General features: G+C 49.4%; 10 protein-coding genes. All 10 read right to left on the bottom strand.

What is annotated here, in order from left to right; all coding sequences use genetic code 11:
- Positions 1-10: 10 nt before the first annotated feature.
- The gene (gene infB, locus ACFO8Q_RS15780) at positions 11-2431 is read right to left on the bottom strand and encodes a translation initiation factor IF-2 (protein WP_380027032.1); all 2421 of its coding nucleotides are present in this window, start codon (positions 2429-2431) and stop codon (positions 11-13) included.
- Positions 2432-2459: 28 nt separating this feature from the next.
- Entirely contained in the window at positions 2460-2786 is a 327-nt protein-coding gene (locus tag ACFO8Q_RS15775; RefSeq protein ID WP_380026778.1) for a L7Ae/L30e/S12e/Gadd45 family ribosomal protein, read from the bottom strand.
- Entirely contained in the window at positions 2779-3057 is a 279-nt protein-coding gene (rnpM, locus tag ACFO8Q_RS15770; RefSeq protein WP_380026777.1) for an RNase P modulator RnpM, read from the bottom strand. The genes ACFO8Q_RS15775 and rnpM overlap by 8 nt, the downstream gene beginning before the upstream one ends.
- 14 nt (positions 3058-3071) lie before the next feature.
- Positions 3072-4160, bottom strand: coding sequence for a transcription termination factor NusA (gene nusA / locus ACFO8Q_RS15765; RefSeq protein WP_380026776.1), 1089 nt, complete (start codon positions 4158-4160; stop codon positions 3072-3074).
- 144 nt (positions 4161-4304) lie between these two features.
- On the bottom strand, positions 4305-4778 hold the full coding sequence (gene rimP, locus ACFO8Q_RS15760) for a ribosome maturation factor RimP (protein WP_380026775.1): 474 nt from the start codon (positions 4776-4778) through the stop codon (positions 4305-4307).
- Positions 4779-4950: 172 nt separating this feature from the next.
- A complete protein-coding gene (locus ACFO8Q_RS15755; RefSeq protein WP_380026774.1) occupies positions 4951-9276 on the bottom strand; it encodes a PolC-type DNA polymerase III in 4326 nt (1441 codons plus the stop codon).
- Between the two features lie 92 nt (positions 9277-9368).
- Positions 9369-9992 carry a glycosyltransferase family 2 protein gene (locus ACFO8Q_RS15750; RefSeq protein ID WP_380026773.1) on the bottom strand — a complete coding sequence of 208 codons (624 nt, stop codon included), beginning with the start codon at positions 9990-9992 and terminating at the stop codon, positions 9369-9371.
- 108 nt (positions 9993-10100) lie between these two features.
- Positions 10101-11810: a proline--tRNA ligase gene (locus tag ACFO8Q_RS15745; protein WP_380026771.1), complete on the bottom strand. Its 1710-nt coding sequence runs from the start codon at positions 11808-11810 to the stop codon at positions 10101-10103.
- A 35-nt stretch (positions 11811-11845) separates the two neighbouring features.
- Positions 11846-12997 carry a 1-deoxy-D-xylulose-5-phosphate reductoisomerase gene (locus ACFO8Q_RS15740; protein ID WP_380026770.1) on the bottom strand — a complete coding sequence of 384 codons (1152 nt, stop codon included), beginning with the start codon at positions 12995-12997 and terminating at the stop codon, positions 11846-11848.
- A 50-nt stretch (positions 12998-13047) separates the two neighbouring features.
- Positions 13048-13839 (bottom strand): phosphatidate cytidylyltransferase, encoded by a 792-nt coding sequence (locus tag ACFO8Q_RS15735; protein ID WP_380026769.1) that lies wholly within the window; start codon positions 13837-13839, stop codon positions 13048-13050.

Here is a 13839-nt window from a genome sequence, read left to right as displayed (position 1 = left end):
TGTTGAGAATTTATTGCACCTTGATGGCTTCCATCATGAACGCTTCAATGATGTCGCCTTCTTTGATATCATTGAAGTTTTCCAAGGTAACTCCGCACTCGTAGCCGGAAGCGACTTCACGTGCATCGTCTTTAAAACGTTTGAGCGAGTCGAGTTTCCCCTCGAATACTACGATCCCGTCGCGAATCACACGAACATCGGAGTTACGGGTAATCTTGCCGTCGGTTACATAGCATCCGGCAATCGTTCCGATTTTGGATACCTTGAATGTCTGCCGCACTTCGGCACGCCCCAAGATAACTTCCTTATACTCGGGATCCAGCATCCCTTTCATGGCAGATTCAATTTCCTCGATCGCGTTGTAAATGACCCTGTATAAACGAATGTCCACTTTCTCCGATTCGGCCATCTTGCCCGCATTCGGTTCCGGACGAACATTAAATCCGATTACGATTGCATTGGATGCAGTCGCAAGCAGAATATCGGATTCGGTAATCGCCCCGACACCTTTATGGATTACACGTACACGGACACCCGCTACTTCGATTTTCTCCAAAGAACCGGTCAGCGCTTCCACCGAGCCTTGAACATCCGCTTTAATAATGACGTTCAGGTCTTTAACTTCGCCTTCTTGTATTTGCTTATACAAATCTTCCAGCGTTACACGGCTTTGTGCACCGAGCTGCTCTTGCCGCTGCTTTGCGACTCGTTTATCGACCAGAGCGCGTGCCTTACGCTCATCGTCATACACGACAAACAGATCCCCAGCACTTGGAACTTCATTGAGACCCAAGATCTCCACCGGACCGGATGGACCGATTTCTTTCACGCGACGTCCTCGATCGTTCACCATCGCGCGCACTTTTCCGAACGTAGTTCCGGCAACTACAATGTCACCGATTTTCAGCGTTCCGTTCTGCACAAGTACAGTAGCAACAGGCCCTCGGCCTTTGTCCAATTCCGCTTCGATAACCGTTCCACGCGGTCTGGCAGCCGGGTCAGCCTTTAACTCTGCCATTTCAGCTACTAACAGAATCATCTCAAGGAGTTGTTCCAAACCTTCTTTTTTCTTTGCGGAAATCGGAACGAATATCGTATCTCCGCCCCACTCCTCGGCAACAAGCCCGTATTCGGTCAACTCCTGGCGAACCCGGTCAGGATTCGCATCAGGTTTATCCATCTTATTAACAGCCACAATAATAGGAACATTTGCCGCTTTTGCGTGATTAATCGCCTCAACGGTTTGCGGCATTACTCCGTCATCCGCTGCTACGACCAGAATCGTAATGTCGGTTACTTGAGCACCCCGTGCACGCATCGTGGTAAATGCGGCATGGCCGGGTGTATCCAGGAAAGTAATTCTCTTGCCGCCGATTTCAACCTGGTACGCACCTATATGCTGGGTGATACCGCCAGCCTCTTGCGCTGTGACATTGGTTTCGCGAATCGCATCCAGCAGTGTCGTTTTTCCGTGATCCACATGCCCCATGATGGTTACGATCGGAGGACGTTCTATCAGTTTTGTCGGGTCAACCTCTTCAACCAGCATGTCTAATGCTTCTTCATCCACAGGTTCTTTTACAACAACTTCAATACCATAATCGCCGGCAACAAGTTCGATTGCGTCCGTTTCAATCTCTTGATTAATCGTGGCCATGATCCCCAGGAACAAGAGCTTCTTGATCACTTCAGACGGTTCCCGTTTAATGAGTTTCGCCAGTTCTCCAACCGTCATCGGACCTTCAATTTCAATTTTTTTCGGTCCTTCCGGTTGTTTCGGAGCTTGCGCCGGAGGATATTGTCTGGTTTGATTTCCTCTGCCAGGCCTTTGGTTTCGGTTTGGAGGCCCGCCCGGTTTTCGATTGTCTTTATTTCCTTGTGGATTTTGTTTTGGTTTTTTAATGATCCGTTCCTCTCTGGTAAAAGCACGCACATCATCCAACACTTCTTCGACGATAGCACTTGCCTCCTGAGCGTGAGCGACCGTCGGACGAGGGCGGTTGCCCTGTCCCTGTGGCTGAGCTTGCGGACGGTTGCCCTGTCCCTGTGGCTGAGCTTGCGAACGGTTGCCCTGTCCCTGTGGCTGACCTTGCGAACGGTTGCCCTGTCCCTGTGGCTGACCTTGCGAACGGTTGCCCTGTCCCTGTTTCTGATTTTGTGGACGGTTGCCATGGCCATGGTTTGAAGAATGGCCTTGTGGACGATTGCCATGCTGCTGCGTGTTGGCACGCGGAGCAGGATTTTGGTCCGACTGGCGTTTTTCTTTACGCAGTTCCTCAGCATCTTGCTTTTCTTGAGCACGCTTCTTCAGATCCGCCATGAACCCTTCCACGGCGGTCACCATTTCCGGATCCATTACACTCATGTGATTGTTCACCTGTATATTGAGCCGATTTAAAATCGTAATGATCTCTTTGCTTGACATATTCATTTGTTTGGCGTATTCGTATACGCGTAACTTACTCACATGCTTCACCCCCGATTTGTTCCCTTGACAATTGCAAAATCCGTTCTGCGAATCCTTGATTCACAATTACAACAACAGCCCGCTCGATTTTGCCCAATGCCCGGCCAAGTTCCGCTTTCGAACCAACTTCAATCAGTGGAACGTTGTAACTGCGGCATTTGTCACGGTACTTCTTCTTAGTATTCGGGCCCGCATCTTGGGCAACCACGGTCAACAGCGCCTTTCCGGAACGCACCCGAGCCATACATGCTTCGTCTCCCGTTACAACAGCTCCGGCTCTCATCGCCAGTCCCAATAAACTATACAGTCGATCACTCATCTGATTTCACCGTCATCAAATCGGATTCGAGCTGCTGGTACACCTCATCTGATACGGTTGTTTTTAAAGAACGGTCCAACGCTTTTTTCTTCCTCGCAATTTGAAAGCATTCGGCAGTCTTGCATATATAGGCACCTCTCCCCGCCTTCTTGCCTGTCGGATCGAGGAAAACTTGATAATCGGGACTCAGAACGACGCGAATCAACTCACGCTTTGCTTTCATTTCTTGACAACCGACACATTTCCGAAGAGGGATTTTTTTCTGAGCCATGCAAATCCCTTCCTTTACTCTTCGACATCAGGCTCTGTATCGAGACCGGAGTCCCCGTTATTCAATCCAAGCTGAGATTCGCTCTTGATATCGATTTTGCAGCCTGTCAGCTTTGCCGCGAGTCGGGCATTCTGTCCCTCTTTTCCGATAGCGAGCGACAGTTGATAGTCAGGAACAACCACTCGTGCAACCTTTTCGTCTTCCGCCACTGCCACTTCCACACTGACCACTTTTGCCGGAGACAATGCGTTGGCAACAAACTCGGCAAGATCATCGCTCCAGCGAACAATATCAATTTTCTCACCTTTTAATTCATTTACGATGGCCTGTACCCGTGTGCCGCGAGGTCCAACACAAGCGCCGACCGGGTCGACATCCGGGTTTTTCGTATGCACTGCAATTTTTGAACGCTGTCCTGCCTCTCTGGATACCGACTTGATTTCTACGACTCCATCATAGATTTCCGGCACTTCCAGTTCGAACAGGCGCTTCAGCAGTCCCGGATGTGTGCGGGAAATCATTACCTGCGGGCCTTTCGTTGTCTTTTCAACTTTTGTAATATATGTCTTAACCCGATCATTGTGTTTGAACTTCTCGCCCGGCATCACTTCAGTAAACGGCAGCACCGCTTCAATTTTACCCAAATCCACATAGTAGTTCCGTGCGTCTTGGCGCTGGACGACTCCTGTTACGATATCATCCTCACGGTCAATAAATTCCGTGTAGATAAGACCTCGTTCCGCTTCACGGATCCGTTGGGTAACCACTTGCTTCGCGGTTTGTGCTGCGATTCGGCCAAAATCGCGAGGGGTTACCTCGATTTCCACAATGTCTCCGATTTGAAGAGCGGGGTTAATTTGTTCGGCCGCATCCAATGAAATCTCCAGCCTCGGATCAACAGGATCTTCCACCACTTGTTTGCGGGCAAATACTTTGACATTTCCCGTTTGCCTGTCAATGTCGACTCGCACGTTAGCTGCCGAATTGAAGTTTCGTTTGTAACCGGAGATCAATGCAGCTTCAATTGCATCGATCAGCACTTCTTTTTTAACCCCTTTTTCTCTTTCCAGCTGTTCCAGAGCTTCCATAAAATCAACATTCATAAAACCGCTTCTCCTCCTTTAGATCAGGATGATCTACTCCGCGGTGCGCCGCACATGGACGTGCCAGTGTCGAACCCGCCACAGGACGCGACGCTTCTGTTCGAGCCCGTATCGACGCGGGCGTTTTTAGCGGAGTAACATTTTTTAAAATGTGACAGACAAACGAGCACTGGCAATTTTGCTGACCGGTATCTCGTATTTTTTGCGGACCGTTTTTTGCAGTTCGGCCAGGACGAGCAGCTGATCATCATAAGAAATCAACTCGCCTTCAAAATCCTTTTTTCCTTCCACCGGCTCAAATGTCGTAATATGTATCTGTTTTCCGACAGATTTTTCAAAATCAGCCGGTTTCTTTAAGGGGCGCTCGGCACCAGGAGAGGAAACTTCCAGAAAGTAACTAGTCGGTATCGGGTCAACTTCATCGAGCATAGCCGATAAAGCTTCACTCACTCTTCCGCAGTCTTCAATGTCAACCCCTCCAGGCTTGTCAATGAAGATTCGAAGGAACCAGTTGGCACCTTCCTTTGCGTACTCCACATCAACCAATTCGAGTCCTTCTTGGTCTACAATCGGTGTGACGAGTTCTTCCACAATATCCACAACTCTGGGTTTAGACATTCTATCCCTCCTGGATCTTATTGACCCCTTATATAATATCGAAAGAGTGGGTTTCCCCACTCTCGAAGATCGACAATATCCTCTAATTTACCCAGCTAATTATAACACGGGAATGATGGTTATGCAAGTAAGGAACCCCGCTGAGAGCATCGCCTTCTTACTTCATTGGGTGCTAAAACAAACTGAGCTGGTTAGTTTCCGGCAAATCTTTCAAACAACCGAACCCCTGTAAGAGTTCGATTACTGTTTTGGAAGCACGGGAGCGCTGCTGAAGGTCTTCCACCGATAAAAACGGTCCATTTTCTCTTGCCGCAACAATCCCTTTGGCAGCCGATTCGCCGACACCTGCAAGAGCGCCGAACGGCGGCAGCAAGCCATCCTCCAGAATCTGGAATTTCGTTGCATCCGACTTATACAGGTCCAGCGGATAAAATTTATACCCTCTCGCCGTCATTTCGAGCGCCATCTCCAATACGGTATGGAGGGCTTTCTCCTTGGGAGCCGCGTTGATTCCTTTCGCTTCAATCTCCTCAATCTTTTTCCAGATTGCATCATATCCTTGACACATCAACTGCAGATCAAAATCATCCGCGCGGACTGAAAAATACGTAGCGTAGAATTCAAGGGGGCGGTGCACCTTGAACCAGGCAATTCGAACCGCCATCAGCACATAAGCGGCTGCGTGGGCCTTCGGGAACATATATTTGATCTGTTTGCAGGACCAGATATACCAATCCGGAACTCCAAACGACTTCATATATTCCTCGTCTTCCGGCGTGACGCCTTTCCCCTTGCGAACAGATTCCATGATCTTAAACGCCCGTCCGGGGTCAAGTCCCTGATAGATCAAATATACCATGATATCGTCACGGCAACCAATTACGTCCGGAAGTTTACAAATCCCTTTCCGGATCAATTCCTGGGCATTGTTTAACCAGACGTCCGTCCCGTGTGACAAACCTGAGATCTGAACAAGTTCGGCAAATGTGCTTGGTTTGGTGTCTTCCAGCATTTGACGGACAAACTTTGTGCCAAACTCGGGAATTCCATAGGTTCCCGTCTTCGAGCGAATCTGCTCCGGAGTTACCCCCAACGCTTCCGTCCCGCTGAACAATGACATCACTTTCGCGTCGTCCGTCGGAATTGTCTTCGGATCAATACCGGTCAAATCCTGGAGCATACGAATGACAGTCGGATCGTCGTGACCGAGAATATCCAGCTTTAACAGGTTATCATGAATCGAATGGAAGTCGAAATGGGTGGTGCGCCATTCCGAACTGTTATCATCCGCCGGATATTGAATCGGACAGCAGTCATAGATATCCATGTAATCCGGTACAACTATAATTCCGCCCGGATGCTGCCCGGTTGTTCGTTTAATGCCGGTACACCCGCCAACCAACCGGGCCACTTCAGCCCCGCGGAAGGTCTTCCCTTTCTCTTCCGCGTATTTCTTCACATACCCGAAGGCGGTTTTCTCCGCAACTGTAGCAATTGTCCCGGCTCGATAGACATAATCTTCGCCGAAAAGCTCCTGCGTGTACTTGTGAGCCCGGGGTTGGTATTCACCGGAGAAGTTCAAATCGATATCCGGAACCTTGTCTCCTTTAAACCCAAGGAAGGTTTCAAACGGAATGTCCTGGCCGTCTTTTTTCAATTTGGTTCTGCATTTCGGACAGTCTTTGTCCGGCAAATCGAATCCCGACCCCACGGAACCGTCCGCAATGAATTCACTGTGTTTACAGGATGGACACAGATAATGCGGCGGTAACGGATTCACTTCCGTAATTTCCGAGAACGTTGCCACCAGAGAAGATCCGACCGAACCCCGCGATCCAACCAGATAGCCATCTGACAGCGATTTTTTCACAAGTCTTGAGGAAATGAGATAGATCACGGCAAACCCGTGCTTAATAATCGAGGTCAGCTCTTTTTCCAATCGTTTCTCCACAATTTCCGGCAAAGGGTCACCGTACAACCTGCGGGCCATTTCATAGCACATGTTGCGCAGTTCGTCATCGGCACCTTCAATAATCGGAGTGTACAACTTGTCAGGAATCGGGCTGACATCTTCAATCTGATCCGCTATGAATTGAGAGTTCTTGACAACCACTTGCTCTGCCGTTTCATTCCCGAGGTAGGAAAAAGCGTCCAGCATCTCATTGGTGGTCATGAAATACAACGGTGGCTGGTCCCCGGCCTGAGAGTCTCCAACCGCCTGCAAAAATACATCCCGGTAAATTTCATCTTCCGGATTCAAAAAGTGAACGTCCCCTGTCGCGACAACAGGTTTATCAAGCTGCTTTCCAATCTCAACAATCTGCCGGTGGTAATCTTTCACCGAATCAAGAGATGAAATAGATTCGTTTTTAAGCAGCGGTTTATAATGTTCCAACGGCTGGATTTCAAGATAATCGTAGAATTCCGCTATCTCTGTCAGTTCTTGTTGATTCTTCCCGCGTAAAATGCCTTGGAATAATTCCCCTTGCTGACAGGCAGTTCCCACCAGCAATCCTTCCCTGTGTTTCACCAACAGACTGCGTGGGATTCGCGGATGACGGTAAAAGTATTTCACGTGGGATTCGGACACAATTTTATACAGATTTTTAAGTCCGGTTTTGTTCTTCACCAGAATGGTTGCATGAAACGGACGCACCTTCGAATAATCGACATGTCCGTCATTCTCGTTTAGCTGGGACAACCGTTCGATTCCCCGTTCTCTTATGTCTTTCAACATGTACTGGAACACTTTTGCGGTGGCTACCGTGTCATCCAGCGCCCGGTGATGGTTCACCAGTTCAATCCCGAACTTGTTGGTCAATGTTTTCAGTCGATAGTTCTTTTCAGATGGATATAACTTACGAGCCAGCGGCAAGGTATCCAGTACCGCATTGGTCCATTCCGGCATTCCGATTCGGGACGCACACACCGTTATAAATCCGAGATCGAATTCCGCATTATGTGCGACCAGCACGGCGTCACCGACAAATTCACGGAATTTCGGAAGCGCTTCTGCCAGCTTGGGCTGACCTTTCACCATCTCATTTGTGATTCCGGTGAGTTCAGTAATCTTGGGTGAAATCTCAACTTCCGGATCAATCAGCGTTGTCCATTCACCAATGATCTCTGACCCCTTCATTTTGACGGCCGCGATTTCAATCAGAGTATTTTCTGCCGCGTTGAGACCGGTAGTCTCTGTATCGAACACAATATAAGGAGTCTCATCATTGATCTCGTAATTGTTGGAGTCCGTTACTTTGTATACGATCGGCACTCCATCATCGACCACATAAGCTTCCAACCCCAGGATACTTTTAATGCCCGCCTTCTTGGCGGCGCTGTAAGCTTCCGGAAATGATTGCACAACACCGTGGTCGGTTACGGCAATCGCCGAATGCCCCCATTTTGCAGCTTGTTTCACCAGATCGCCGACCGGAGTCACCCCATCCAGTGTACTCATCTGAGTATGGAGATGCAGCTCGACCCTTTTTTCTTCTGCCGTATCACGACGGGCAGGAGGATCAATTTCAAACAGATCCTGGGCAATCAGAACAAGCTCTTTGGCAAACGTGTCGAATTGGACGGAGCCCCGTACATGTACCCATTTACCGTTGGCCAATAACTTCAATGATTCCAACGCTTTGCCTTCCTTGGCAAAAATCTTGCACATGATCGAGTCCGTATAATCCGTTACATTAAATTGAAACAGAGTTCGTCCGCTGGCCAGTTCCCGGGTTTCCAGAGCAAAAACTTTTCCCTTAACCGCGACTTTTCGCATTTCATCTCCGATCATCCGAATCTCGGTCAGCAGATCGTCAATCGGTTTACCGATCGCCAGCTTTTCTTGGGCGTTCGTCTCAGGTGAAGTCTGCTGGTTCTTCTCTTTCTCCTCTTCCGCGACAATGGCCTGCCGCATCTGCTCCACAAGAATCTGTTCTTCCGCCATGTTCTTTTGACGGATCGTTTCTACCTTTTCCTGTGCTTGTTCGTCCAAGCGGAACTTTAATTGAATCGAAAGTCCGAGCTCCTCGCGAAACCATTTTTCGATGACCGAAGGAATCCCTTTTTTCTGCAAATGCTCGACGGACAGCTGGTTCAGCAGCGAAAGAGTAAGCTGATTGTCGGTCAATTCCCGCTCTGCTTGCCGAAGTGTGCTGGCGGAAACAGGATCGTTTCCGCATACCTGCTCAATGCTCAGATTCCAGTAAGCATCCACCCAACCTTTCAGATTGGTTACCTCAGTCGGGTAACGAAAACGTGTTTTCACAGTGGCTTTCAGAGGCAGCCGCTGGCGGAATCCTTCTACAATCTGTTCATATACGGCCGGCGGCAAACGGTTCGGACAAGCGAGACAAACCACCACCTGCTGCTTCGACCGGGATACAATCACTTTTTCAATTAACGTTTGTTCCGCATGCTGGAGAACCTCCTGCTCACTCAACCCCAGCATCTCCCGAAACACCGAAAGACGTCTCCCGTTTGTTTCCACCAAGCTCAAAGGTCAAACCTCCTTAACACAATCCCACCAAAGTGACGTGAAGCGTTGTAGCAACACCGAGTACTTTGGTGGGGACCCAAACTCAATTCGTGTTACTTCCCGATCACCCGCATGATTTCCCAGTACATTTTCAAACGGGCGGCAACCCCGCGTGCCAGCCCCAGTTTTTCTTCCTTCATGCGTTGAGTCAAATCGTGCAGAATCACTTCTACAACCGGCAGCCGCAAGCGTTTGGCATGGTTGGTCATGGCCAGATCCACACCAAAGCGGGTGGTTTCAAGAGCCGGCATACTCTCTAATAATTCGCGGCGCAGTACCCGTTGACCTGTTATGGAAGGAGCAATTTTTTGGGCCCAATCGGTCCGAAACCGGCCGGAAGAAAATATGCCCATCGACATGGCGGCTTCTCCGTTTAAAACCGGTTGTCCGAGCGCTTCTACATGGTGAGGCTGCAAGCCGATTAAATCGGCATCCAACAAGGTGAGAAAAGGGGTCTCGCTTGCCCTCAACCCGGCAGCGATGGCCCCCCCTTTGCCTTGATTCTGTTCCAAGCGGATTACACGAACCCCAAACGAATTGGCAACTTCTGCCGTTTGATCGGAAGATCCATCATCCACCACTATAATTTCGTAAAAACAATCCATATCTTTCACGACACAAAGAACGTGCGGAAGATTGGCAGCTTCGTTGTATGCGGGAATAATCAACGTATTCACGTGGAAAGAGCCACCTCCAGTGTGATGGAAGCTCCTTGCAAGGGAGCCAATTGTTAGTAATTGTTCTCCCCATGTCCCCGTGTTTTTAATCCCCGGGACGCGGTTGACTTACCCGATCTGCTTCACAGCTTGGACGATGCGGGTAAGCGCTTCTTCCAGCGCAAGGTCCAATTGTTCATTGTGGCGACGCTCTTTATATTCGACCCGTCCGTCAGCCGCTCCTTTTCCGATCGTAACACGAATTGGAATTCCGGTAAGGTCGGAATCTTTGAATTTGACTCCCGGACGTTCATCCCGATCATCCAACAAGACTTCCACGCCGTTGGAACGCAAGCGTTCATACAATTCTTCGGCGAGTTTCATCTGCGTCTCGTCTTTTGCAGATACAGGAATCAGGTGAACATGGAAAGGAGCAACCGACAGCGGCCAGATAATCCCGTTGTCATCATGATTCTGTTCAACGATGGCAGAGAGTACGCGTGATACTCCAATCCCGTAGCATCCCATGATCATGACTTGCTCCTTGCCGTTTTGATCCAAATACTTGGCACCCAGTTTCTCACTGTACTTGGTACCCAACTTGAATACATGCCCAACTTCGATTCCGCGATAGAATTTGAGAGTCCCTTCGCAGCGGGGGCAAGTATCCCCTTCAATCACGTTTCGGAAATCCCCTGTCTTTTCTACAGAAAAATCGTGACCCGGCCGGACATTTTTGATATGGTGGTCCTGCTCATTAGCGCCAACAATTCCGAATGGCATTGCCGCCACTTCCCGATCGACCAGAATCGGAACGGATAATCCGACAGGGCCGGCGAAACCGACCGTTGCGCCGGTGACTTTTTGCGTGGTCTCCGCATCAGCCAGTTCCACATTTTCAGCGCCCAGGAAATTTTTGACCTTAATCTCGTTTACCTCGTGATCCCCGCGAACCAGAACCGCCACAGGTTGACCGTCCACGTTATAAATTAACGTTTTAATCAGCTGCTTGGGATCAATGCCGAACGCTTCTGTTAATTGATCAATCGTTCGAATCGCGGGTGTATGAAACTTCTCGTGTTCGCCGACTGTAACTTCACGGTACTCTTGCTTCCCCGGGCCTGACTCCGCTTTTTCCAAATTCGCGGCATAATCGCAATTGGTGCAAGTGGCGATCGTGTCTTCCCCGATATCGGCCAACGCCATGAATTCATGCGTGCCTCCTTCACCGCCGATTGCACCTGCATCCGCCTCTACGGGCCGGAAGTTTAACCCGCATCTGGTAAAAATGCGTGAGTATGCGTCATACATCGACCAGTAGGTTTTATCCAGTCCCTCCCAGTCTCCATCGAAAGAGTATGCGTCTTTCATTAAGAACTCTCGGCCCCGCAACAGGCCAAACCGAGGACGCCGTTCATCCCGAAATTTGGTTTGAATTTGATAAAGATTCATCGGCAGCTTCCGGTAGGAACGAACCTCATTCCGGACGAGGGTCGTAACCACTTCTTCGTGAGTGGGACCCAGCGCAAACTCCCGTTCATGCCGATCTTGAAGCCTGATTAATTCAGGTCCATACACCTGATAGCGTCCTGACTCCTGCCACAATTCCGCAGGCTGCATCGCAGGCATCAGAATTTCTTGCGCTCCGGCTCTGTCCATTTCTTCACGGACGATCGTTTCCACTTTTCTTAAAACCCGCCATCCCAACGGCAAATATGTATAAATTCCGGCAGCTACCTGGCGAATAAAGCCGGCCCGGAGCATCAGCTTATGGCTGACAGCTTCCGCCTCTGCCGGGGCTTCGCGAAGTGTCGGCACTAAATATGTACTCTGGCGCATTTTGCATCCTCCCATTCTTTCATAATGATCTATGATTACGACTTACCCAGCCTTCGAGCCGCCTCGCGAGCCCATTGGTCAACGGCTGCGATGTCGTCCAGCGTAGGATGGTGAATCGAGGTGTGCTGCTCCATAACTTGCATCAAGATTCTCTCAATATCCAAAAACCCTATTTTTTCACGCAAAAAAAGGTCTACTGCAGCTTCGTTGGCCGCATTTAATACCGCAGGCATACTGCCGCCCGCTTTCCCGGCTTCATAAGCCAGTCCGAGAATCGGGAACCGAACAAGGTCCGGTTTGCGGAATGTAAGTGTTCCAACGGAAAGCAAATCCAGGGAAGGCCATGAAGACTCCAGACGATTCGGATACGATAAAGCATATTGAATCGGGATTCTCATATCCGGAGTACCCAATTGGGCCAAAACCGAACGGTCCCGAAATTCTACCATGGAATGAATTATGCTTTGCGGGTGGATAAGCACCTCAATTTGTTCGTAAGGAAGTCCGAACAACCAGTGCGCTTCAATTACTTCCAATCCTTTATTCATCAGAGTAGCCGAATCAATTGTAATTTTGGCCCCCATTGACCAATTCGGGTGGGCGAGGGCATCCGCACGACTGGCAGCAGCCATTTCCTTTCTGCTTTTATCCCGAAATGCGCCACCAGAAGCGGTTAATAAAATTTTCGCCACGTCCTTCTGATTCGTACCGTGAATGCATTGAAAAATGGCTGAATGTTCACTGTCTACCGGAAGAATCCGCGAACCGTGACGTGCTGCCAGATCCGTCACCAGATGGCCTGCAGCCACCAATGTTTCCTTATTGGCTAGAGCTATATCTTTTCCTGCTTCAATCGCGGCTATAGTGGGACGTAATCCCATGGCCCCCACAACTGCAGTTACAACGATTTCTGCCTCGGAATATGTAGCGACCGCATGTAAACCCGCTTCTCCTACCTCTACTTGTAACGTACCGCCAAACCGTTCTTTCAGTTCTGCTGCAAGTGAAGGGGTGGCGACAGAAACCAGCGCCGGGCGAAATTTTTCAATCTGTTGAATCATCACAGGCAAGTTGGAGCCTGCCGCCAGTGCTGCCACTTCAAATTCGTCCGGATGAGCGGCCGCAACATCCAAAGTTTGCGTTCCAATCGAACCTGTTGATCCTAATATAGCCAGTTTTTTGGGCATTCTGTCACCTCAGAATCGAAACAATAACACTTCTGCACGCTGCTTTGAAGCTAAAAATCAAATACAAGAACGAGTAGATAATACGCGATGGGTGCGGCAAACAGCAAGCTGTCAAACCTGTCCAACACTCCGCCGTGCCCCGGAATGATCTCGCCGGAGTCTTTTACATCCAGCGACCGCTTCAGTCCCGACTCTACAAAATCTCCGATTTGTCCCGCCACCGAAATGGCCATTGCACCAACAATCCATTGTTGGATCGGATGATCTGTTCCCAAAAAGAGAGAGTAAGCAATCCCTACCAGAGCAGCAGCCGCCACCCCACCTATTGTCCCAGATACAGTTTTGTTGGGTGAGATCGATGGCCAAATCTTTGGTCCCCGAACCGCTTTCCCAACAAAATAGGCTGCGATGTCGGTTGCCCAAATCGAGAATAGAACAAACAGAACCAACCAAAGTCCATCCGGCAGCCCCCGAAGCTTCAACACATAGTGCAGGGACAAACCAATATAAATCGTGCCGACAAGAATATAGGAGATATCCCGAAAAGTAAAACGATTCTTCATTCCCACGGTCAAAAGCAAAAAACCATAAACCACCCAGAGCAGCGCAGCCTCTTTCGAGTGAAGCCATTCCGCACCAAACAAGATCCAAATCAGAGTTAACAGGAAACCTGCCAACGAGGGGATTTCAAAGTAACGATACCCCTTCATCCGGAGAAATTCTGAAAACCCCACTATCCCCAAAAAAGAAATGAGTCCGGTAAACCAAGCGCCTCCTAAGTAAACAAGCGCCAAAATACCGGGTCCGCCAATGATTCCTGTCAGAACTCTTTGGTACAACAC

Origin of the sequence: Effusibacillus consociatus, from assembly GCF_042652925.1 — a bacterium.
Classification (GTDB): Bacteria; Bacillota; Bacilli; order Tumebacillales; family Effusibacillaceae; genus Effusibacillus; species Effusibacillus consociatus.
This window is presented reverse-complemented; position numbering and strand designations above follow the sequence as displayed.

What these genes read in the sequence shown, in the direction of transcription:
- ACFO8Q_RS15740 (WP_380026770.1), bottom strand. Translation starts at nt 12,997, where the DNA reads ATGCCCAAAAAACTGGCTATATTAGGATCAACAGGTTCGATTGGAACG.
- nusA (WP_380026776.1), bottom strand. Translation starts at nt 4,160, where the DNA reads ATGAATGTTGATTTTATGGAAGCTCTGGAACAGCTGGAAAGAGAAAAA.
- rnpM (WP_380026777.1), bottom strand. Translation starts at nt 3,057, where the DNA reads ATGGCTCAGAAAAAAATCCCTCTTCGGAAATGTGTCGGTTGTCAAGAA.
- ACFO8Q_RS15745 (WP_380026771.1), bottom strand. Translation starts at nt 11,810, where the DNA reads ATGCGCCAGAGTACATATTTAGTGCCGACACTTCGCGAAGCCCCGGCA.
- ACFO8Q_RS15775 (WP_380026778.1), bottom strand. Translation starts at nt 2,786, where the DNA reads ATGAGTGATCGACTGTATAGTTTATTGGGACTGGCGATGAGAGCCGGA.
- rimP (WP_380026775.1), bottom strand. Translation starts at nt 4,778, where the DNA reads ATGTCTAAACCCAGAGTTGTGGATATTGTGGAAGAACTCGTCACACCG.
- infB (WP_380027032.1), bottom strand. Translation starts at nt 2,431, where the DNA reads ATGAATATGTCAAGCAAAGAGATCATTACGATTTTAAATCGGCTCAAT.